This is a genomic window from Sphingopyxis lindanitolerans (assembly GCF_002993885.1).
GTDB classification, from domain to species: domain Bacteria; phylum Pseudomonadota; class Alphaproteobacteria; order Sphingomonadales; family Sphingomonadaceae; genus Sphingopyxis; species Sphingopyxis lindanitolerans.
This window is the reverse complement of sequence record NZ_CM009578.1, coordinates 361,026-382,480: the sequence shown is the minus strand read 5'-3', so window position 1 is coordinate 382,480 and position 21,455 is coordinate 361,026. Positions and strand designations below refer to the sequence as shown.

General features: G+C 63.7%; 22 protein-coding genes and 1 tRNA gene. 8 read left to right on the top strand and 15 right to left on the bottom strand.

Going from position 1 to position 21,455, the window contains the following annotated elements; genetic code table 11:
- Positions 1-67: 67 nt before the first annotated feature.
- Positions 68-1,111 (top strand): alpha/beta fold hydrolase, encoded by a 1,044-nt coding sequence (locus CVO77_RS01885; protein ID WP_105997638.1) that lies wholly within the window; start codon positions 68-70, stop codon positions 1,109-1,111.
- On the opposite strand, the gene CVO77_RS01880 is transcribed toward CVO77_RS01885, so the two are convergent.
- The 10 genes from CVO77_RS01880 to ectA all read right to left on the bottom strand — a co-directional run bounded on the left by CVO77_RS01880 (position 1,062) and on the right by ectA (position 9,967).
- A complete protein-coding gene (locus CVO77_RS01880; protein ID WP_105997637.1) occupies positions 1,062-1,817 on the bottom strand; it encodes an alpha/beta fold hydrolase in 756 nt (251 codons plus the stop codon). The two genes, CVO77_RS01885 and CVO77_RS01880, sit on opposite strands and share 50 nt — an antisense overlap.
- A gap of 58 nt (positions 1,818-1,875) precedes the next feature.
- Positions 1,876-2,118: a hypothetical protein gene (locus tag CVO77_RS01875; protein WP_192878854.1), complete on the bottom strand. Its 243-nt coding sequence runs from the start codon at positions 2,116-2,118 to the stop codon at positions 1,876-1,878.
- A 381-nt stretch (positions 2,119-2,499) separates the two neighbouring features.
- Positions 2,500-3,651 (bottom strand): mechanosensitive ion channel family protein, encoded by a 1,152-nt coding sequence (locus CVO77_RS01870; protein WP_105997635.1) that lies wholly within the window; start codon positions 3,649-3,651, stop codon positions 2,500-2,502.
- A 65-nt stretch (positions 3,652-3,716) separates the two neighbouring features.
- Positions 3,717-5,060: an MFS transporter gene (locus tag CVO77_RS01865; RefSeq protein ID WP_420822524.1), complete on the bottom strand. Its 1,344-nt coding sequence runs from the start codon at positions 5,058-5,060 to the stop codon at positions 3,717-3,719.
- On the bottom strand, positions 5,057-5,233 hold the full coding sequence (locus CVO77_RS21190; RefSeq protein WP_158257969.1) for a hypothetical protein: 177 nt from the start codon (positions 5,231-5,233) through the stop codon (positions 5,057-5,059). The genes CVO77_RS01865 and CVO77_RS21190 overlap by 4 nt, the downstream gene beginning before the upstream one ends.
- Positions 5,234-5,254: 21 nt before the next feature.
- Positions 5,255-6,697: an aspartate kinase gene (locus tag CVO77_RS01860; protein WP_105997633.1), complete on the bottom strand. Its 1,443-nt coding sequence runs from the start codon at positions 6,695-6,697 to the stop codon at positions 5,255-5,257.
- The gene (gene thpD, locus CVO77_RS01855) at positions 6,694-7,614 is read right to left on the bottom strand and encodes an ectoine hydroxylase (RefSeq protein WP_105997632.1); all 921 of its coding nucleotides are present in this window, start codon (positions 7,612-7,614) and stop codon (positions 6,694-6,696) included. The genes CVO77_RS01860 and thpD overlap by 4 nt, the downstream gene beginning before the upstream one ends.
- 29 nt (positions 7,615-7,643) lie before the next feature.
- Positions 7,644-8,057, bottom strand: coding sequence for an ectoine synthase (locus CVO77_RS01850; protein ID WP_105997631.1), 414 nt, complete (start codon positions 8,055-8,057; stop codon positions 7,644-7,646).
- A 16-nt stretch (positions 8,058-8,073) separates the two neighbouring features.
- On the bottom strand, positions 8,074-9,378 hold the full coding sequence (gene ectB / locus CVO77_RS01845) for a diaminobutyrate--2-oxoglutarate transaminase (protein ID WP_105997630.1): 1,305 nt from the start codon (positions 9,376-9,378) through the stop codon (positions 8,074-8,076).
- Positions 9,379-9,382: 4 nt separating this feature from the next.
- Complete coding sequence (gene ectA, locus CVO77_RS01840) at positions 9,383-9,967, bottom strand: diaminobutyrate acetyltransferase (protein ID WP_105997629.1); 585 nt, start codon at positions 9,965-9,967, stop codon at positions 9,383-9,385.
- Between the two features lie 198 nt (positions 9,968-10,165).
- Between ectA and CVO77_RS01835 the strand changes: the two genes are divergently transcribed.
- Complete coding sequence (locus CVO77_RS01835; RefSeq protein WP_105997628.1) at positions 10,166-10,663, top strand: MarR family winged helix-turn-helix transcriptional regulator; 498 nt, start codon at positions 10,166-10,168, stop codon at positions 10,661-10,663.
- Between the two features lie 817 nt (positions 10,664-11,480).
- Here CVO77_RS01835 and CVO77_RS01830 read toward each other — a convergent pair.
- Positions 11,481-12,815, bottom strand: coding sequence for an IS5 family transposase (locus CVO77_RS01830; protein ID WP_105997627.1), 1,335 nt, complete (start codon positions 12,813-12,815; stop codon positions 11,481-11,483).
- Positions 12,816-13,031: 216 nt separating this feature from the next.
- Between CVO77_RS01830 and CVO77_RS01825 the strand changes: the two genes are divergently transcribed.
- The 3 genes from CVO77_RS01825 to CVO77_RS01815 all read left to right on the top strand — a co-directional run bounded on the left by CVO77_RS01825 (position 13,032) and on the right by CVO77_RS01815 (position 15,295).
- The gene (locus CVO77_RS01825) at positions 13,032-13,238 is read left to right on the top strand and encodes a hypothetical protein (protein ID WP_105997626.1); all 207 of its coding nucleotides are present in this window, start codon (positions 13,032-13,034) and stop codon (positions 13,236-13,238) included.
- Positions 13,239-13,338: 100 nt separating this feature from the next.
- Positions 13,339-13,560 carry a hypothetical protein gene (locus CVO77_RS01820; RefSeq protein ID WP_146130802.1) on the top strand — a complete coding sequence of 74 codons (222 nt, stop codon included), beginning with the start codon at positions 13,339-13,341 and terminating at the stop codon, positions 13,558-13,560.
- 136 nt (positions 13,561-13,696) lie between these two features.
- Positions 13,697-15,295 carry an FMN-binding glutamate synthase family protein gene (locus tag CVO77_RS01815; RefSeq protein ID WP_242446067.1) on the top strand — a complete coding sequence of 533 codons (1,599 nt, stop codon included), beginning with the start codon at positions 13,697-13,699 and terminating at the stop codon, positions 15,293-15,295.
- Between the two features lie 243 nt (positions 15,296-15,538).
- Here CVO77_RS01815 and CVO77_RS01810 read toward each other — a convergent pair.
- Positions 15,539-15,614: transfer RNA gene (locus tag CVO77_RS01810), tRNA-Lys, on the bottom strand.
- A 42-nt stretch (positions 15,615-15,656) separates the two neighbouring features.
- On the bottom strand, positions 15,657-16,178 hold the full coding sequence (gene folK, locus CVO77_RS01805; RefSeq protein ID WP_105997624.1) for a 2-amino-4-hydroxy-6-hydroxymethyldihydropteridine diphosphokinase: 522 nt from the start codon (positions 16,176-16,178) through the stop codon (positions 15,657-15,659).
- 23 nt (positions 16,179-16,201) lie between these two features.
- On the opposite strand from folK, the gene CVO77_RS01800 reads away from it, so the two are divergent.
- The gene (locus CVO77_RS01800; RefSeq protein WP_106000568.1) at positions 16,202-16,891 is read left to right on the top strand and encodes a uracil-DNA glycosylase; all 690 of its coding nucleotides are present in this window, start codon (positions 16,202-16,204) and stop codon (positions 16,889-16,891) included.
- On the opposite strand, the gene CVO77_RS01795 is transcribed toward CVO77_RS01800, so the two are convergent.
- Positions 16,852-17,325, bottom strand: coding sequence for an RNA pyrophosphohydrolase (locus tag CVO77_RS01795; RefSeq protein WP_105997623.1), 474 nt, complete (start codon positions 17,323-17,325; stop codon positions 16,852-16,854). The genes CVO77_RS01800 and CVO77_RS01795 overlap by 40 nt on opposite strands.
- Entirely contained in the window at positions 17,322-18,263 is a 942-nt protein-coding gene (locus CVO77_RS01790; RefSeq protein WP_106000567.1) for an alpha/beta hydrolase, read from the bottom strand. Before CVO77_RS01790 ends, CVO77_RS01795 begins: the two co-directional genes overlap by 4 nt.
- A gap of 186 nt (positions 18,264-18,449) precedes the next feature.
- Here CVO77_RS01790 and CVO77_RS01785 point away from each other — a divergent pair, with 186 nt between their 5' ends.
- Together CVO77_RS01785 and CVO77_RS01780 are read left to right on the top strand one after the other, a co-directional pair.
- Positions 18,450-20,312 (top strand): 2-oxoacid:acceptor oxidoreductase subunit alpha, encoded by a 1,863-nt coding sequence (locus CVO77_RS01785; RefSeq protein ID WP_105997622.1) that lies wholly within the window; start codon positions 18,450-18,452, stop codon positions 20,310-20,312.
- Positions 20,313-20,345: 33 nt separating this feature from the next.
- Positions 20,346-21,383: a 2-oxoacid:ferredoxin oxidoreductase subunit beta gene (locus tag CVO77_RS01780; RefSeq protein WP_105997621.1), complete on the top strand. Its 1,038-nt coding sequence runs from the start codon at positions 20,346-20,348 to the stop codon at positions 21,381-21,383.
- Positions 21,384-21,455 lie beyond the last annotated feature (72 nt).

Below are 21,455 nucleotides of genomic sequence, written 5' to 3'. Positions count from 1 at the left end.
ACCGGTGCGCGTCGGTTGACGCCGCGCGCCGGTGCGCTAGGGTCTCCCTCGCTCTGAGGGGGGCGTGATGCCGACGATCGACGAAGATGATTTCGAACCGCTGCCGCCGCGGCGGCCACTGATCCGGCGCAAGCGGGTGCTGATCCCGCTGGCGCTGCTGCTCGCGATCGTCGCGATCTTTTTTGCGCTGCGCACGCCCGACACCGACCGCGACGCGATGATCGCCAAATATGGTGGCCCGAACGCGGCCTTTGCGGCGGGGCCGGCGGGCCAGCACATCCATTACCGCGATCGGGGACGCCGCGACGGGCCGGTGATCGTGCTGCTGCACGGCGCGAACGCCAGCCTCCAGACGTGGGAGCCGCTCGAAAAGCGGCTCGGCGCCACCTATCGCATCGTAACGCTCGATCTGCCGGGCCACGGTCTCACCGGCGGCACCCCCGACAGCGATTACAGCGCCGACGGGATGATCGACGCGGTCGATGTCGTCGCCGCCAAGCTGGGGCTCGACCATTTCATCCTCGGCGGCAATTCGATGGGCGGCTGGGTCGCGTGGCGCTATGCGCTCGATCGGCCCGATCGGATTGACGCGCTGCTGCTGCTCGACGCGGCGGGTATGCCGCTGCGTCCGGGGGAAAAGGCGGCGCCGTCGAATGTCGGCTTTCGCATCCTCCAATATCCCTTGGGCCGCTGGCTGGCGACGCAGATCACGCCGCGCTCGCTGGTCGAGGAGTCGCTGCGCGGTTCGGTCGCGCGGCAGAGCATCGTCGATGACGCGATGATCGACCGCTATTGGGAATTGCTCCGTTTTCCGGGCAATCGCGAGGCCACCGTGCTGCGCGCGCGCATGGACCGCGAGCCGATGATGGCGAGCCGGATTGACGAGATCAAGGCGCCGACGCTGATCCTGTTCGGCAAGCAGGACCGGATCATCAATCCGACCGCGGCCCAGACGTTCCACGAACGGATCGCGGGATCGGAAGTCGTGCTGCTGGGCGGTATCGGTCATCTGCCGATGGAAGAAGCCCCCGACGCGACCGCGGCGGCGATTGCCGATTTCCTTACGCGGCGGCTTGCGCCGGCGGCGGCGCCTGCTCCAGAAAATCGCTGATCCGCGCGGCGATGGCCGCCGCGTGGGTGAAGGGGAAGAGGTGCGATCCCGGCACGACCTCCAGCACCGCGCCGTCGATCAGTTCGGCGATCGCCTGTCCGTGGCACGCGGGGACCACGCCATCGCGCTCGCCCATCAGGATCAATGTCGGAATGTTGCCGAGATGCGGCAGCATCGCGGCGCTCGTCCAGCCCGCCATCGCCATCGTCTGCCAGGCCAGGCCGAGCGGGGTTGCGGTCGGCAGCCTGAGGCCGCTTGCCAGCATGTCGTCGTCGAGCATCGCCGCCCAGCCGATGCCCGGCGCGCCGACCGACGGGGTGGTCGCCATCAGCACCAGTCGGCGCACGCGCCCCGGAAACTGGACCGCGACCTGTTGCGCCAGCGCGCCGCCCCAACTGAACCCGGCGACGTCGAGCGCGGCATGGCCGAAGCGGTCGGCGATTTCCATCACCGTCGCCGCCATCGTCGGCGCGCTATAGGGTAGCAGCGCGTCGGGCGAGCCGCCGACGCCGGGCATATCGAGCGTCCACACCTCGCGGTCCTGGATCTGCGCGAGCAGCGGCGCCGCGGCGGCGATGTCGGCGCCGATGCCGTTGAGGAAAAGCAGCGGGGTTCCGCGCCTGCCTTCATGCCAGCGCGCGACGCGCAGGCTGAGGCCATAGACATGTTCGGTGCTGACGGCGGGCTGGCCGCTGATCCTGCTCATGGCCCCCGTTTGGCACAGCTTGGGGACGGACGAAAGGCCGCGTGTCGCTATCCCGTCGCTATCCCTGCGGTTCGGCCGCCGCCCTGGCCGCTTGTTCGTAGCGCAGGCAGTCGAAAATCTTCGCGCCGGCGAGAAAGACCGAACCGCTGCACGCCACCATCAGCAGGTGACCGCCGAAACCCGGAAATTGATGCAGATAGGCCGTTCCGCGCGCCATCGCCCCCATCGCAAGCGCGTAGACGATCAGACACGCCTCGAAGCGGGTCTTGATGACGAACAGGCGTCCGATCTTTTTCAGCATTACCACCATCCAAGCAAGCGCCGTGCCAGTGGCGCAAATCGGGGATTCGGCGCAACCGGCTCATGGTAAACTGTAAATTAACCCGACAGCGGAGGAAAGAGCCGACGCGCATCGGGGAAGGGGTTTGGGATAGCGCGAGGGTGCCTCACCTTCAGGCCAGGCTATTGGCGCAGCTGATGACGACCGTCAGCGTCACCCTCGATCCACGCGCCTGACAATCGCTTCCCCGCATGATCGATTTTGCGAGCGTGGAGTAGAAAACGGGAGTTGCTTCTAATGGGCCTACGCGGGGTGGCCTGAACGGATTGTTAGCGCCTTCTTTCGAAGCGGCCGAGTTGGGCAAGCCATTGCGTGCGCCTGCGTCGCCCGCCCGGTCGGAGCCTATCTCTTGCCAGCATCCTTCATTCCAACTTTCCCCTGGCGCTGCAATGTCGATCCTTCGGGCAGGTATACGGTCGAAACGGGAACAGCCAGCCTGGCGCCATTTTGCGCTATGATCGCCGCGATCTTGAGGAGCAGGTCTTCCTTGACGCGCATATATTCGGTGTAGGCGGTGATCGTGCTGGATGTATAGGCGTATAGATACAGCTTCAAAGCATAGTCGCCGTAGCTGTCGAACCGGAACACCAGATAATCCCCCATGTCAGGGTGGTTTTCCAGCATATGGTTGGTGTCCGCGACGATGGCGGAAACCTTGCCGATATCCTCCAGCCGCACATACACATATTCCGAAACCTGGCGGAAGGACATGCGCGAGTGGTTGACGATCGTCTCGGTGTTGAATTTGGCATTGGGAACGTAAAACGGCTTGCCGTTCCAATCGAGGATCCGGGTCGCGCGCCAGCCGATATGCTCGACCTCGCCCGCTTGCCACCCGATATATCCGCCCGTCGAGGGGATGCCGGGGAATATGATATGATCGCCGACCTTGAAAGGGCGACTGGCGTAAATCGTCGCTCCGCCGAGCAGATTGGCGACCAGGCCTTGCGCGGCAAAGCCCAGGGCGATGCCCGCCACGCCGCCGAAAGCGAGCAGGCTTGCGATCGAAAAGCCGAGCGTTTGCATGGTCACCAGCGCCGCGACGACAATGATCGCGGCCGTGATGGATTTTCCAATCGCATCGGCCGCCGTTTCGTCGAAATCCGAGCCTTCGGCTCTCGCGCGGCTGTGGAGATTTTCCGAAACCTGTCGCGCCAGGCGGATCAGAAACCAGGCAGCGACGCCGATGACCACCACATCGCGCGTCGGCGCGAACAATTCGGCGAGAAGCGGCATCCGGTCGCCGGTGGTCAACACGGCCGCCGCAATGCTCAGGCCGATGATCCACACGGCGCATTGGAGCGGCGCATTGAGCGCCGATAATATGGCGTCGCGCCACGCATGTTCGCTCTTGTGAGAGCGGCCCGAACGCTTGCGCAGCATAAGATGAATGAAAAGGGTCACGATCAGCGCGCCGAACAGGGCGAAGCCTATGTTCGCCAGACTCCGCCAGTGATCATAGAATTCGAGGACCGGGTTGTTCAGAAAATCCAAGTCTTCCGTCTCCTTGTGTCAAGCGGTCGTGCCAACCTGTCTGGCGAAAGCTCGGCCATGCGCTTTCAGCTGTTGGTGACGGGCGGCGGCGTGGGTGCGAAAGGGTCCTCGCGTAGCGATCGTCGAGCGGTTTCGGGCATATAATGCAGCGCGACGAGCCCGACGACGCAGGCGAGCATCATATAATAGGCCGGCATGAGCGGATCGCCGGTCAGGCTGATCAGCCCGCTGCCGATCATCGGTGCGGTGCCGCCGAAGATCGATGTCGATATATTATAGGCGATCGCAAAGCCCGTGAAACGCACGGCGGTCGGGAACATGGCGGGAAAGGTCGCCGAAATGGTGGCGAGTTGCGGGACATAAAGCAGACCGAGCGCCACGAATCCGATCATGGCTCCCGTGAAGCCAGTGCCGATCAGCAGGTAGAGCGGCACCACGAACAGCAGCAGCCCGAGCAGCGACCATCGCCACATCGGTCGCCTGCCGACCCGGTCGGAGAGCGCACCGGCGAAAGGCAGGAACAGCATCATGAAGAGCATGCCGATGATCGGCACGAGCAGCGCCTCTTCGTGCGAAAGGCCGATGCGACGCTGAAGATAGGTCGGCATATAGCTGAGCAGCGTATAGTTGACGACATTGAGCGCGACGACCAGTCCGCCGACGACGAGCAGCGGGCGCCAGTGATCGCGCGTCAGCCGGGCGAGACCGATCGGCGAGCGCCGGCCCGCCGATGCCATTTCCTCGCGAAAAACCGGCGTATCCTCCATCTTCGAGCGCACATACATGCCGATGAGGCCGATCGGACCGGCGATCAGGAAGGGGATGCGCCAGCCCCATTCGTGCATCGCCGCATCGCCGAGATGCAGCGAATAGCCGAGCATGAGAGCGGCGCCGGAAGAGAAGCCCGCCAGCGTCCCGAATTCGAGGAAGCTGCCATAGAAACCGCGCCGTTCGTCGGGCGCATATTCGGCCATGAAGGTCGCCGCTCCGCCATATTCACCGCCGGTCGAAAAGCCCTGAACCATACGCAGGACGACGAGCAGGGCCGGCGCCCAGAGGCCGATCCTGTCATAGGACGGGATCAGCCCGACACAGAAGGTAGCGCCCGCCATCAGCAGGATCGTCATCGCGAGCACCGACTTGCGCCCGACGCGGTCGCCGAGCGGCCCCCAGAACAGGCCGCCGAGCGGGCGGATAAGGAAGGAAATGGCGAAGGTCGCGAGCGCGAACAGCACTGCTTCCTCGGTGTCGCCGGGAAAAAGCGCGGCGGAAATATAGGTCACGCCATAGGCATAGATTCCATAGTCGAACCATTCGACCGCATTGCCCAGCGCCGAAGCCCCGACCGCCCGGTGCAGGGGCGAAGGGTCGGGAAGCGGGGGTGGGTGCCCCAGGGCAGGAATCGTCACCGGCTTGTCCATTGGTCACCTGTTCGTGGGTTCGGGTCGGTCGGTGCCGCGAAATCTTCGGGGCCTGCGCGTTCGAGCCGGAGCCCCATCGGCGTCGATAGAAAGCCGCTTCCCGCCATCATCGCGAAGATGGCGATGAGCAGGCTTTGCACGGGAAGGAGCTTCGCGAACATCAGGCACCTTCGGCGGCGGCATCAGGCGGCGCGCCTGTCCTCCGCCGCATGGTCTTCGTCCTCGACCAGCGCGCGGTGGAGGACGCGCACCGCTTCGTCGAAGTCGCGGCATTCGACGATGAACTGGACGTCGACGTTGCGGATCTGATGCTGCATCGCGATCATCGCGATACCGGCATCGCCCAGCGCACGCAGTGCGTCGGGGACGAGGCCGGGGCGCGAAATGTCGCTGCCGATCGCCGCGACCATCGCCACCGGCTGCGCCGAGATGGCGGCGTCGGGATAGGATTTTTGCAGGTCGGCGATCACCTTTTTCACCGCGTCGGCACTGGCCGAGAGATAATGGGTGATCGTGTTGGCGTTCGACGATTTGCTGACGATCCACAACCTGTGCCGCGTCAGCGCGTCGAGGATCGCGGTGTCATATCCCTTCACGCCAACCATATCCTGTTCGAAAAACATCAGCGCCTGCATCTGACGGATGCCGGTGACGATCTCGACCCGCGGGACATCGGAGACATAGTCGCCGGTCACCAGCGTCCCCCCATCCTCGCGGTCGAAGCTGTTGCGGACGCGCAGCGGAATGTCGGTCTGGCGAAGGCCGCGCCCGGCGCCTGGGTGGATCGCCTCCATCCCCAAATTCGCGAGTTGATCGGCGACATCATAGTTGGTGCGGCCGATCTTGCGCGCCTTGTCCACGCCGACCAATTTGGGGTCGGCGCTCGACAGGTGGAACTCCTTGTGGATGATCGCCTCGCGCGCGCCGGTCAGGACCGCGAGCCGCGAGAAGGTCATTTCGGTGTAGCCGCGCGCATAGCGCCGCACCATGCCGCCCTCGCAGCCGGCATAGCCGGTGACGATGGGGAGGGTGGTCGTCAGGTCGATCGCGGAGAAGGCGGTGTTGATCCGCGCGTCGAGGCTGGCAAGGTCGTCCTGCTTCCACAGCGTCAGGTCGATGAAGCGGGCGTTCACGTCGCGATCGCGGAGCAGCAGGCTGGTGCTGTGCGCGCTATGCGCTTCGCCGACGCCGGCAAGCAGTTCGCGCACCGTCATCAACTGCTCCTTGACGCAGAAGCGGCCATGGCTGCGTAGTCGGGCCAGATCGTCGAGGCAGGCCGCAATCGCCGCGATCCGTTGATCGACGAAGGCATCGGCTTCGGCGCGGCTTTCGGAACGTGCGAACATCGCGGCATTGCGGGCGTGCATCGCGCGGCGGACATCGTCCATCGCATCGCGCCAACCGTCCGCATCGTCGTCGGCGACGAAGCGGCCATAGACGCCGGGAGCGCCGGTCTTCTTGTTCTCGAGCAACAGGTCGGTCATCCCGCCATAAGCCGACACGACGAAGATGCGGTTGTAGAGATCGGCACCCGATCGGCCGGCGATCAGCACATTATCGAACAGGGTCGCGGTCGCGGCCATCGAGGTGCCGCCGATCTTCTCGACGCTATGAAGCCCTGTCATGCCGACACCGTGCCGGTCAGCGATCCATGCTCGACCGTCAGCGGCTCGGGATCGCCGCGATGCGCGAGGAACCAGGGGCGGGGCTTGCGGGCGCCGAACGGCTCTTCGAGCCAGTTGCTCACCGCATTATAGACGAGAAAGGCGTTCGCGCGGGGGAAGGGCGTGATATTGCAGTTCGACCCGTGCATCAGGTTGCAGTCGAACAGGATCACCGTGCCGGGCTTGCCGGTCGGCGCGACGATGCCGTGCCGGTGCGCCAGCTCGGCGAGACTGTCCTCGTCGGGAACACCATATTCCTGTTTCTTGAGCGAGCTCAGATAATGATCGTCGGGGGTTTCGCCGACACAGGTCAGATAGATATGGTGCGACCCCGGAATGACCATCAGCGGGCCATTGTGCGGGGTGTTTTCGGCGAGCAGGATCGACATCGACAGCGCGCGCATCCGGGGCATGCCGTCCTCGACATGCCAGGTTTCGAAATCGCTGTGCCAGTAGAACTCCTTGCCCTTGAAGCCGGGTTTATAATTGAGCCGCGACTGGTGGATATAAACCTCGTCGCCGAGCAGGAAACGCGCGACGTCGGCGAGCCGGGCATCGGCGGCGAGGCGTGCCATGCAATGGTTCTGACGATGAATCTCGAAAATCGACCGGACTTCGTTGCTTTGCGGTTCGGTCACGATCGTCTCGTCATCGAGCGCGGCGGGATCGGCGAGCAGCTTGCCCGTGGCACGCTGCAGAAAGGCGACCTCCTCGTCCGAGAAAATATCCTCCAATATCATATAGCCGTCGCGATCGAACTGCGCGGCCTGCGCCGGGCTGATCGGCGCGTCGTTGTTCCATTCTCCATGGACGACGGGGTCCTGCCGCGGCCGCATCTCGGGCTCGGCGGCGCGGCGCGATGGGTAGATGTCTGTCATGGGACTTCCCCCTTTCCTGTTGATGTCTGTCAGTCGGCGGGGGCGGGCTCGCGGACTAGCTCGGCATCGGCGGGATAAGCGCCGCTCGCGTCGTGCACTTCCTTGCCGGTGACCGGCGGGTTGAAGGCGCAGGCGGTCAATATATCGGTTTCGGGGCGGACGATGTGGCGGTCGTGCTCGTTGAGCGCGTAGAGGACGCCGGGTTCCAGCTTGTGAACCTTGCCCGTCGCCAGGTCTTCGATCGTACCCGTGCCTTTCAGGACGAACACCGCCTCGAGGTGGTTCTGGTAGTGCATCTTGAGCTCGCTGCCCGCGAACATGGTGGTGATATGGAAGGAAAAGCCCATGCCATCGTCCTTGAGCAGCATGCGCGCGCTGGCCCAGCCGTCCGAGCGGACGTTGCGGTCGGTCTTGCGGATCGCGTTGAGATTGCGAACGATCATATTGTGTCTCCTATGTCTATTCGGCGGCGACGGCGTAATCGTCGGCCATCGCCTCGCGGATCTTGGTTTCAAGAATGTCGAGACCGACGGCGAGCGTCGCGTCGTCGATCGTCAGCGGGGCAAGGACTTTGATCACCTCGTCATGCGCGCCGCTGGTTTCGATGATCAGCCCGGCGTCGAAGCAGGCGGTGGTCACCGCCCCGGCGAGGTCGCCCGAACCGGTGTTGACGCCGCGCATCATGCCGCGGCCGCGCACCTCGAAGCCATACTCCGCCGCGATCCCGGCCAGCCGCGCTTCCAGCATGTCGCCACGGCGGCGCACGTCGCGCTGAAAGGCTTCGCTGCTCCAGAAATGGCGGAGCGCCGCGGTCGCGGTGACGAACGCATGATTGTTGCCGCGGAAGGTGCCGTTGTGTTCGCCGGGCGACCATTGGTCGAACTCGGGGCGCAGCAGGGTCAGGGCAAAGGGCAGACCCAGGCCCGACAGCGATTTCGCCAGCGTGACGATGTCGGGGGTGAAGCCCATCTCCTCGAAGCTGAAGAAGCCGCCGGTGCGGCCGCAGCCCGCCTGGATATCATCGACGATCAGCAGCGCGCCGTGCGCCTTCGCGATGTCCGCGATCCGGCGCAGCCAGTCGGGCGACGCCGCGTTGAGCCCGCCTTCGCCCTGCACCGTTTCGACGAGGATCGCGGCGGGGGCGTCGAGGCCGCTCGACGGATCGGATAGCCGCTGTTCCAGCAGGTCGGCGGTGTCGACGTCGGGGCCATAATAGCCATCATAGGGCTCGTGCGCGACATGGCTCAGCGGCACGCCCGCGCCGCCACGCTTGGCGGCATTGCCGGTGCAGGCGAGGGCGCCCAGCGTCATGCCGTGAAAGCCGTTGGTGAAGGCGATCACCATCTCGCGCCCCGTGACCTTGCGCGCGAGCTTGATCGCCGCTTCGACCGCGTTGGTGCCGGTGGGGCCGGTAAACATGACGCGATAGTCGAGCGCTCGCGGCTGCAGGATCAGCGCCTCGAACGCATCGAGGAAATCCTTTTTTGCGTTGGTGTGGAGATCGAGCCCGTGGGCGATGCCGTCGCCGCCGATATAATCGAGCAACGCCTGCTTCAATATCGGGTGGTTATGTCCATAGTTGAGCGTCGAGCAACCCGAAAGGAAATCGAGATAACGCCCGCCCTGGTCGTCGTGCATCCACACACCCTCGGCCCGGCCGAATTGACGCGGCATCGAGCGGGCGTAGCTGCGCACCGCGGATTCGCGGCGCTCATAGATGCTCCGGTCCGGAATCCTGCCGGACGGTTTAGGCCTCGTAATCATGATATTATCCCTGTTCTGCCTGGAACTTGCCATGGTCGAAAGGCCCGATGCGGGCCTGATATTCGGTCGCGTGCGCCCCCGCGAAATGCGCGCTGCTTTCAAAAAGCGGGCTTCTTTCAAGCGGCACGTCCCAGTCGCGGGCCAGTCCGTGAAAAAGCGCCCAGGATGCCTGATTGTCGTCGGTCACCGTCGTGATCAGATGGGTTGCGCCGCGTTGTGCCGGACGCGCGAGCAGCGCCTTGATCATGCTGCTTGCGAGCCTCTTGCTGCGCCCTTCGCGGGCCACGGCGACCTGCCAGACGAAAAAATCCTGCGGATCGGAGGGCGGGCGATGCCCCGACACCCATCCGACGATCGCGCCGTCGCGCTCCGCGACGATGCACGAGTCGGCGAAATGGGTGCATTGAAGCAGATTGCAGTAAGCAGAGTTGCGATCGAGCGGTGCGCAGCGCGCGACCAGCGCGGTGATGGCAGGACCATCCGTCGCGACGGGCCTGCGGAGTTGCAAATCGGCTGTTGAAACTATCGCGTCATCCAAACGCTTCCCTGGTGGCAATGTCTCCGTGTCTTTTTGCCAATCGGATATCATTCATCTCCTGAAACATATTATGCGCCATGATGGGGCGACTCAAAAATTTATCAAAGGAAATATAAGGTATTTCAAAGATTGCTCAACCCCGGCATTGAAAATTATTTCAAAATACAAAATATAATCAAATTGATTGGGAAGCCATAACGCGAGCAATAACGCGTTGGCGACAGCGGCCAGTGCGGCTACTCAGGGGGTATGGAAACCGAGATTGCGAACGCGACTTTGAAGGCCCTGCGGCGCATTTTGCGCGCGACCGACCGGGGTAGCCGCAAGCTTGCGGCGGCAACCGGGCTGACGCCGTCGCAACTGCTTGTCCTGCGAGAGGTCGAAGCCCAGGACGAGGTAACGCCGGGGGCGATCGCGCAGCGATTGCAGTTCAGTCATGCCACGATCACGGCGATTACAGACCGGCTCGTCGCCCTGGGCCTGATCACGCGAACGCGCAGCGATCGGGACAAGCGGCAGATGCTTTTGGACGCGACCGACGAGGGGCGACAGCGGCTTAGCGATGCCCCCGATATGCTCCAGGAGGTTTTTGCGGATCGCTTTGCCGCGCTTCCGGCCTGGGAACAGGCAATGATCCTGGCCGGTGCCGAGCGACTGGCCGGCATATTGGGCGCGGAGGATATCGATGCCGCGCCGCTGCTCGATGCCGGATTGATCGATCGTGCCGGAACGCGCGATGCACAATAGCCGCGCCGCTTCTCCGTGGGCCGCACCGGTCTGAGAATCTGCGTGCACCGGACCTTGCTCCGACCGGGACAGGACAGCCTCAACCGACAGCTTTAGACGCGCGCGGCGCTCGCCGTTCCGGCACGGATTGTCGGCCGTGATGACTTCGTCGAAGCGCGTGGACGTCGTGAACAGCCGGACGCCCACGTCGATGAGGCGATCGTCGCCGTCTTTCATCTCTCGCGCCGGATATAATATTATTATAATAATAGAGAAAGAAAGATTTTTTATGGAAGTAAAATAGATATTTTTGTAAAAAAGGAAGCTTTTCGTGCCTTCTGTGAAGTTGAATATTTTTCACAAAGCGAATATCGGGTTGAGAATAATTTAATTTCTACAAGATAACTTGAAAATACGAGCGGGATCGCTATCTTATCCTCACAGCTATGATTATATTTTTTCCATTTCGAAGTTCAGAGCGCCTGACGATCCGTGTCTAGCCGGACGTGCGCCCACCCAGGCGGCGTCCGGTGCAAGGCATCCGAGTCATGATGCGCGTCGGCTGACGGCCGCAAGCCATCCATTCTCCGATGCAGGGCGAAATCCCTCTTTCACGCCGCACAGGCCGCAAGCCTGCGTGGGCGTCGTTGCTGCGCAAAGGAGCTCCGAAAATGGCAACCCGAGTTTATTCCCGTTTGCGGAACAGGTCGCAAATGACGTTCGATGTCGAAATGCTGCTGGCCCGCTAGTCGTCCGTGAACAATGCGATTTCAAATAGGCGGTTGCGTTGAGCGATCCGGCTTGGATGGGTGAGACTTTGATAGCGAAGTTTGCGCGCTCAGGCGGCGGCCAGTTCTGGCTGCCTCGGTTGGAGGAGCGCCATGAACAGGGCACGCAAAAGCGCGGTCAGCCATGCGACGAGCAACCGCATATTGTGTCCGGCGGCGACCAGGATGGCGTTGATGGCATCGCCGGTAGCACCGGCAAGGTGATTGCGCTCGAGCAAGCCATCGCTCTTGGCGTGACCGATAATCGGTTCGATGGCGTTGCGGCGGCGGAGCTCGCGTTTGATCGTCGGTGACGTGATACCGCGGGTGTGGGCGATATAGACCTTGGCTTTGCCGCTGTGCTTGTGGCCCTTGTAGCCGCGGTCGACATAGGCCCGCTCGACGGTGATGCCGGTCAAGCGCTCGACCTGCTCGATCTGCCCGGTCAGCGTATGGCCATCATAGGGGCTGCCGGGCAGAGCCTGCATGCCAACGATGAACTGGCCGCCGGCGGTGCGGGCGTTGGTGACCGCGATCGAGGTCTTCACCCCGAACTCATAGCGCGTCCTGGCCTTGCCCTTGGCGATGCATTCGACCTCGGGTGCGTGCAGGGCGTAGAGCTTGTCGGCATCACCAGACTTCTGGGCGAGGATGCGCGCCACGCGCTCGCGGGCGACGGCAAAGGCGGCCTCGAGCGCTTCATTCCCGGCAATCTTGCGGCCGATGTCGCGGTCGAGCCGGCCCAGCCAGGTGCGCAGTTTTCGCACCCAGCGCAGCGCCTGTTTGTGACCGCGGCCATGGATCAGCCGCGACACCTCGCGGCGCGCCCGGCGGCCCACACGCAGGAACGACTGGCGCAGCGTGATGCCGTGCTGTTTCGCCAGCCGGTTCAGCCACTCGATGCCGCGCAGGAGCAGATGGCTGTCGGTGGGATGGGCAATCGCCTTGGTCTGCACCGTTGTATCCAGCGTCACCCGTTCGCAGGCCTGGGGCGTCACAGCATCGGTTCGCATCGCCACGCTGAGCGTTTCGGCCAGCAGCAGCTCGAGCTTGTCAGGACCGATCCGCCCCCGCCAGCGCGTCATCGACGACCGGTCGAGCGGGAGCTTGTGCCGGAAATGCTGCTCGCCGCAAAAGTACTGGAAATAGGGGTTCTCCACCCAGCGGGCGCAGACAGCCTCGTCCGACAGGCCCTCCATGTGCTTGAGAAGGTGCAATCCCGCCATCAACCGCGTCGGCAAGCCCCGCCGGCCCTTCTCCGTGTAAAAGCGACCATAGGCCTCATCGAACCGCGACCAGTCAATCAGCCCAGCGAGCTTCACCAGCGGATGCTTGGGATCGAGCATGTTGTCCAAACGGCTCTGGAACAGTTCGAACTCGCTCAGCTGGGGCTTCTTCGGCGGCATCGGCGAACCTCATCGTCTCGGCCAGCGCACTGAATCACAGCCCAATTTCCAGGGGAAGCCCCCACGCGCACGGGCGCGCAAAATTGCAAGCTTTTTGCACCAATCGCCCGAACCCTTGCGATTTCTAATACTTGGTTATCACGAAAAACCCCGCATCTCTGCGGGATCCAGCGTTTTTCACGGGCGACCCGCTATCCTCGGCTCGACGAGCAGGAGTTGGCGCGTCTTATCGAGACCTTTCCCTTGCTGCCGCTGATCGACAGGGCCGTGATCACCGCCGACGAGCAATTGTCGGGTAAGCTCGCGGCTTTCTATCGCGATCATCGCTGCGAACTCGAAGTGCCGATCGCCTTTTTGTTCGTGTCGCTCATCCTTCCGATCATCACGGCTAGTGCCGCGCTCTGGTGGTTTCTCGGCCGTTAGCCCGAAAGCACGCTCGCCCTGCTCTCCGTGCCGCGAGGGCGGAGGCAGCTTGTCCATGACTTTGTCCCCGGCAGCACCTGCGCCTTGAAAGAAAGAGAATATGTCTACGCAAAACATGCTCGCCCATCATGATGGGGTTTTCGTCAACCACCCCCGCGTCCGCAGTGCGGCCGAAGCTGCCATCATCGCGGCGCCCGTGGCGCTGCCGCCGAAGCGGACGGGCTTTGCGATGACGGGCGAGGATATTTCGTCGCTTGTGACGATCGTTCCGGTGGGCATTTTGGCGCTCATCACTTTTGGTTCGATGTTCAGCCCGCTCTGATCGCCTTTCCTGCGCGCGCCGGATCGCCGCGACCGCGGTCCGGCGCGCGGAAGGGAGGCGCGCCCCCTAATCTGCTGCGGACGGAAAACGTCGGATGCCTATATCTTTCCGCCATCCATACGCCCAGGAGCCACTCTTGCGCTTCACCCGTTTCATTCCGCTCGCCGCGAGTATCGCTCTGATGCTGGCCGCGGGCTTTGCTTTGCCAGGAATCTGGGCGTTTCTGCTGTTCCTGCTCGGGGCAAGCCTGGCCGTGATCGGCCTGTATGACCTATGTCAGCCGCTCCATTCGGTTCGGCGCAACTATCCTGTCATCGGCCGCATTCGCTGGCTGTTCGAAGATATCCGCCCCGCGATCCGCCAATATCTGATCGAAAGCGATCACGAACGGACGCCCTTTTCGCGAAGCCAGCGATCGCTCGTCTATGCGCGCGCCAAAAATGAGATCAGCGACCGGGCTTTCGGGACCTTGGTCGATGTCTATGCCAATGGATATGAATTCATCGCCCATTCGACGCAGCCCGTTCCGGTTGCAGACCCGGCGGATTTTCGCGTTCGCATCGGCGGCGACGATTGCAGCCAGCCCTATCTGGCTTCGATCTTCAACATTTCGGCGATGAGCTTTGGGGCGCTGAGCGCGAACGCGATCCGGGCGCTGAACAAGGGCGCCAGAATGGGCGGCTTCGCCCATGACACCGGCGAGGGTTCGATCAGCCCCTATCACCGCGAATTTGGCGGCGACCTGATCTGGGAAATCGGCAGCGGCTATTTCGGTTGCCGGACCCCCGACGGCGGGTTCGATCCCGTCCGCTTTGCCGAACAGGCCGTCGACCCGCAGATCAGGATGATCGAGATCAAGATCAGCCAGGGCGCCAAGCCGGGTAAGGGCGGCATCCTGCCGGCCGAGAAGATCACGGCGGAAATTGCGGCGACGCGGGGCATCCCGATGGGTGAGGATTGCATCTCTCCGGCACGGCACCGGGCGTTTTCGACCCCGATCGAACTGGTCCATTTCATTGCCGAACTGCGCCGTCTTTCCGGCGGCAAGCCCGTCGGGTTCAAATTGTGCGTCGGTCAGCCCTGGGAATTCATGGGGATCGTCAAGGCGATGCTCCAGACGGGTATTCTTCCCGATTATATCGTCGTCGACGGCGGCGAAGGGGGGACGGGCGCCGCGCCGCTGGAGTTCACCGATCATCTCGGCATGCCGATGCGCGAAAGCCTGCTTTTCGTCCACAACACGCTGGTGGGGGCGGGGCTTCGCCACAAGATCAAGCTGGGCGCCGCCGGCAAGATCGTCAGCGCGTTCGACATCGCGACCGCGATGGCGCTGGGGGCGGACTGGACCAATGCCGGACGCGGCTTCATGTTCGCGATCGGCTGCATCCAGTCGCTGTCGTGCCACAGTAATCGCTGCCCGGTGGGCGTCGCCACCCAGGATCCGACGCGGCAGCGCGCGCTGGTCGTTCCCGACAAGGCGACGCGTGTTTTCAACTATCATCGCAACACGCTCAAGGCCTTGTCGGAAATGATCGCAGCGGCGGGGCTCGATCATCCGGGCCGTCTTGGTCCGCACCACCTCGTCCGCCGCGTCAGCCTCACCGAGATCCGGCTTTTCTCCCAGCTTCATATCTTCCTTGACGAGGGAGAATTGCTCGCCGGGGCGTCCAATCGCGATTTTTATGGCAGCGCCTGGCAATTGGCGCGCGCCGAAAGCTTCGAACTCGCGCCCTAAGAAAGGAGCCTGGCATCCGGGCCTCGCCACAGCTCTGCGACGGATCGGCTTGAACGGATGGGGATTTCCGTGATCGCGCATCACGGGCCAAAGCGAAAGCCGCGCAAATGGCGAGGAATCACTGTCTTGCTCAGGTCGCGGCGGCCGATGGACGGACATTCGCCGCCCGTCTGTCGGAAATGGGTAAACCGAATCGAGCCGGAATGAAATGGCAAGATCGGCCGCTAACGCATTGAAACCTGATGGTGAGCCCTGCTGGGTTCGAACCAGCGACCTACTGATTAAAAGTCAGTTGCTCTACCGACTGAGCTAAGGGCCCATCGTGGCGCCGGTGGGCGGCGCCAGAAAAGGAGGGGCCGCCCTAGTGCGCTGCGGCGGCCTGGTCAACCGGCTTCGCGCGGATAAGGCGCGCGGCGAGTTGGCGGATCGTGTGGCGGTTCAGCGGATGGCGCCAGTCGGGCGCGATGGCGCGGAGTGGCCCGAGCACGAAAGCCCGCTCGGTCATCGCCGGATGCGGGATATCGAGCGCGCCATCGCTCCACGCACCGCCCGACCACAGCAATATGTCGAGATCGAGCGTCCGCGCGCTCCAGCGCTGGCCCGTGCGGCGTCCGAATTCGGCCTCGACCCGTTGCAGCCGCGCCAGCATGTCGCGTGGGCTGAGCGGTGAGGCGACGAGAGCGACCGCATTGGCATAGCGTCGGAGCGAGGGGCCGAGCGGCTCGCTGGTGATGATCGGGCTGACATCGACCGGTTCGATATCATCGGCTTCGAGCGCAGCCAGCGCCGCGAGCAGCACGCGCCGCGGATCGCCGTGACGCGCGTGGCGGCGGTTCGAGCCGAGGCCGATCGCATAAAGAGGCAAGGGCGTTGCGCTGGTCATCGCCGAGCGCCTATCGCAGGCGCGTGGAGATTGACAGCCCCTTGCCCGCAACCGAACCGCCGCGCGACTGTCCGCGCTGTCCGCGACTGGTGGCGCTGCGGCGCGAATGCCAGACCGAATATCCCGATTGGTGGAACGCGCCCGTCCCGGCCTTCGGCGATCCCGATGCGTGGCTGGCGTTTGCGGGGCTCGCGCCGGGCAAGCATGGCGCGAACCGCACCGGGCGCCCCTTCACCGGCGACTATGCGGGCGATCTGCTGTTCGCGACGCTCGCCGAATTCGGGCTGAGCAAGGGGCGTTATGACGCGCGCATCGACGATGGATTAACCCTCGACGGCGCGATCATCGTCAACAGCGTCAAATGCCTGCCGCCGCAGAACAAGCCGAATCCCAGCGAAATCGCCAACTGCCGCCCTTATTTCGAGGCCCAGATGGCGGCATTGCCCAAGGTGCAAGTGATCATCGCGCTCGGGCGAATTGCGCATGACGCGGCGCTGCGCGCGGAAGGCGTCCGGCTCGCGGCCTGCCCGTTCGCGCACGGCGCGGTGCACGTGCTGCCGAGCGGCAGGCGACTGGTCGATAGCTATCATTGCTCGCGCCACAACACGAACACCGGACGGCTGACGCCCGCGATGTTCGCCGATGTTTTTCGCACCGCTTGCGCGCTCCGCGATCAGACGAGCGGACGAAATTCCTCGACCACGGCACGGTAGAGCTGCCGCTTGAACGGCACGATCAGCCGTTCGAGCTCGTCGAGCTCGGCCCAGCGCCACGAACGAAACTCCTGATCCTTCGTCGCGATATTGACGTCGCTGTCCTCGCCCATGAAGCGCATCAGGAACCAGTGCTGGCGCTGGCCGCGATATTTACCGCCCCACATTTTACCCCGCAGATGATCGGGCAGGTCATAAAAATGTTCGATCTTGCTGCGCGCGATGATTTCGACGAGGCCGCCATGGATTCCCGTTTCCTCGCCCAGTTCGCGGATCGCCGCTTCCTCGGCCTCTTCGCCCGGATCGATCCCGCCCTGCGGCATCTGCCAGGCGTCGGCCGACGAATCGAGTCGCTGGCCGACGAAGATCCGGCCTTCGCGGTTTGCCAGCATCACGCCGGCGCAGGGGCGGTAGGGGAGAGAGTTGTCGGTCATACGGTCGCTTCGGTGACGATCGCCTTCAACATAGTCAAGGCGCCGCGTATGTCGTCCTTCGCGCTGGGGATGCCCTGCGCCAGGCAGATATAGCCGTGGATATTGCCCTTCGCCTCGCGGTAGGTGGTCGGCACGCCCGCTTCGATCAGCTTTGCGGCATAAGCGCGCCCCTGGTCACGCAAGGGATCGAGACCCGCGGTGATCAGCAGCGTCGGCGGCAGGCCTTCGGCGGGAAAATCGATCGGCGCGGCACGGCGGTCGGCGGGATCGGCGGCATATTGATCGCCGAACCAGGTCATGCTGCCCTCGGTCAGCAAATGGCCTTCGCCGAAATCGCGATAGCTCTGCCAGTCATTGTGGGTCGTGACGGCGGGATAGATTGGGTGGATCGCGACCACCGGTTTCGACGCGGGCGCATCGCGCAGCGCAAGCGCGGTGACGATGGTGAGGTTGCCGCCCGCGCTGTCGCCCGACAGGACGAGGCCGGTGCACGGGATATGGTCGGCGACCCAGCGCGTCGCGGCCTCGCAGTCAATCGGCGCGGCGGGGAAGGGATGTTCGGGGGCGAGGCGGTAATCGACCGCGATCACCGGCATGTCGAGAATACGCGCCGCCTCGGCGCAATAGGGATCATGGGTGTCGAGATCGCCGATCACCCAGCCGCCGCCGTGATAGAAGACCATCACCGGACCCGGCTCGCGGGCAGGGCGATTGTCGTAGAGGCGGATCGCAATGTCGCCGGCCGGGCCGGGAATCGCTCTATCCTCGACCTTTGCGATCTCACCGCGCGGGACGTCGGCCATCTGGCCCATCACGCGCATCATCTCGCGGGCCGCCGCGGGCGGCATCTCCTCCATCTTCGGGCCTTCCTGCGCGTTCAGGAAAGCGAGAAAGGCGGCCACGTCGGGCCGCGTATCGTGGGTCTTGCCGTCGGTCATCCTGTTCATCCCCAGACTGTTTTTCGGCCCCAGCTATTCGGCATCGCTCGCCGTTATTCAATCGCAAAATGAAACCCGTCACACGGCCAGCCTTTGCGGCGCACAATTTTTTCTGAATTGCGGCTTGCGGCGCGCGGGCCTAGGCCCATGTCAGAGGTTCGCAAGATTCAAAGGCAGATACACAAAATGGCGACAGCGGTAGCGGACGAAGCCAGCCAAAGGCAGTCCCCTCTTTCCGACGCAGTGGTGGTTCGATTTGCAGGCGATAGCGGCGACGGGATGCAGTTGACCGGCGGTCAATTCACGCTGTCGTCGGCGCTCGCGGGCAATGATTTCGCGACGTTCCCCGATTTTCCGGCGGAAATCCGGGCGCCGCAGGGAACATTGTTCGGCGTTTCGGCCTTTCAGATCAACTTCGGCTCGTCGGCGATCGATACCGCAGGCGACGCGCCCGACGTGCTCGTCGCGATGAACCCCGCAGCGCTCAAGACCAACGTCGACACGCTGAAAATCGGCGGGCTGATCATCGCCGACGAGGGCGAGTTCAACGACCGCAACCTCGCCAAGGCGAAATATGCCGCGAACCCGCTCGACGACGGCAGCCTCGCCAAATGGCAACTCCTCAAGCTTAACATCAGCCAGCTGACGATGGACGCGGTGAAGCCCTTCGGGCTCGGCAACAAGGAAGCGCTGCGCTGCAAGAATATGTGGACGTTGGGGTTGGCGCTTTGGATGTTCGACCGCGACCGTGCGCCCCTGATCGAGTGGCTCAAGGCGAAATTCGCCAAGGCGCCCGAGCTTGCCGAGGCCAATATCGCGGCGCTCAACGCGGGGCACGCCTATGGCGAGACCGCCGAGCTGTCGGGGCCGCTCAAGCAGCACCATGTCGATCCCGCGCCGGTCGCGCCGGGCCTCTATCGCACGCTCACCGGCGCCGAGGGGATCGCGCTCGGCCTTGTCGCGGGGGCGCAACTGGCGAAGCTGCCGATGTTTTTCGGCGGCTATCCGATCACCCCGGCGTCGGCGATCCTGCACCATCTGTCGCGGCTCAAGGAATATGACGTCACGACCTTTCAGGCCGAGGACGAAATCGCCGCCATCTGTTCGGCGATCGGCGCCAGCTATGGCGGCTCGCTGGGCGTGACCAGTTCATCCGGCCCCGGCATCGCGCTCAAGGGCGAGGCGATGGGGCTCGCGATCATGACCGAGCTGCCGCTCGTCATCGTCAATTCGCAGCGCGGCGGCCCCTCGACCGGCCTGCCGACCAAGACCGAGCAATCGGACCTGTATCAGGCGGTCTATGGCCGCAACGGCGATGCGCCGATGCCGGTGATCGCGGCGCGCTCGCCCGGCGACGCCTTCGAATGCGCGATCGAGGCCTGCCGCATCGCGACCCAATATATGACCCCGGTCATGCTGCTCACCGACGGCTATATCGCCAACGCCGCCGAACCCTGGGCGGTGCCCGATCTGACGGCCTATGAACCCTTCCCGGTCGAGTTCCTGACCGAGGTGCCCGAGGACGGCTTCAAACCCTATAGCCGCGACGAAAAGCTCGCGCGGCGGTGGGTCAAGCCGGGCACGCCGGGGTTGCTCCACCGCATCGGCGGTATCGAGAAAGAGGTCGATACCGGCCACCTCAACTATAATCCCGACAATCATCAGGCGATGACCGACATCCGCAAGGCGAAGGTCGACGGCATCCGCATCCCCGATCAGATCGTCGAGCTTGGCGCGGCGGGCGACAAACTCGCGGTCGTCGGCTGGGGTTCGACCTTTGGCCCGATCCACCAGGCGGTGCGGCGGAAACGCGCCGAGGGTGTGGAGGTCAGCCATATCCACATCCGCCACATCTGGCCGATGCCCGCGAACCTGGGCGAATTGCTCAAAAGCTATGACAAAGTGATCGTTCCCGAGATGAACACCGGGCAACTCAAGACAGTGCTGCGCGACCAGTATCTGGTCGACGCGAAACCCGTGAACAAAGTGTCGGGCCAGCCCTTCACCATCGCCGAAATCGAAGCGGCTATCGAGGAGGCCTTGGGCTGACGCGGAAGCGTTGTTGCCCCGAGAGGAAACGCAATGAACGAAATGACCACCATCGCGCGGACGACGACGCTCAAGGATTGGGAGACCGATCAGGAGGTTCGCTGGTGCCCCGGCTGCGGCGACTATGCGATATTGAAGGCGGTGCAGCGCACCTTGCCCGACATTGGCGCGGTGCCGGAGAATACGGTGTTCGTCAGCGGCATCGGCTGCTCGTCGCGCTTTCCCTATTATATGGAAAGCTATGGTTTCCATACGATCCACGGCCGCGCGCCGGCGTTCGCGACCGGGCTGAAGCTCGCCAATCCCGAACTCGACGTGTGGATCGTCACCGGCGACGGCGATGGCCTGTCGATCGGCGGCAACCACACGATGCACCTGATCCGCCGCAATCTCGATTGCCAGATCATGCTGTTCAACAACGAGATCTATGGCCTGACCAAGGGGCAATATTCGCCGACCAGCCGCGTCGGCACGACCAGCCCCTCGACCCCCTATGGCTCGGTCGACCGCCCCGCGCAGCCCGCGGCCTTCGCGCTCGGCGCCGGCGCGCGCTTCGTCGCGCGCGGGTTCGACGTCTCGAAAGAACTGCCGAACGTGCTGAAGGCAGCGCACGCGCACAAGGGCGCGGCCTTTATCGAGATTTTCCAGAACTGTATCGTCTATAATAAAGACGTGTTCGAGGATTTCGCCGCGCCCAAGGGCGCGGAGGACCGCCAGCTTTGGCTCAAGCAGGGCGAGCCGATGCTGTTCGCCAAGGGCGCGAAGGGCATCGCGCTCGACAATCAGGCGCTGACGCTGAAGGTCGTCGATGTCGTCGATGGCGACTGGCAGGCGGCGGGGGTGATCGTCCACGACGCGACCAACCGCAGCGTCGCGCACATGCTGGTCGAGATGCGCTTCGGCGAATTCCCGATGGCGCTCGGCGTCCTCTACGACGACCCGCGCCCGACTTTCGAAGCCGATGTGTGGCGCCAGAACAAGCTCGCGAGCGACGGCAAGACCGCCGACCTGCAAAGCCTGCTCAAAAAGGGGCAGACCTGGACGGTGACCGAGGGCGGGCCGGAACTTTAAGAAATCTCGCACGAAGGCACGAAGGGGGCGGCTGGGGCATCGTGCGTTCCATCTGCCCCGTTTTTCCCGAGC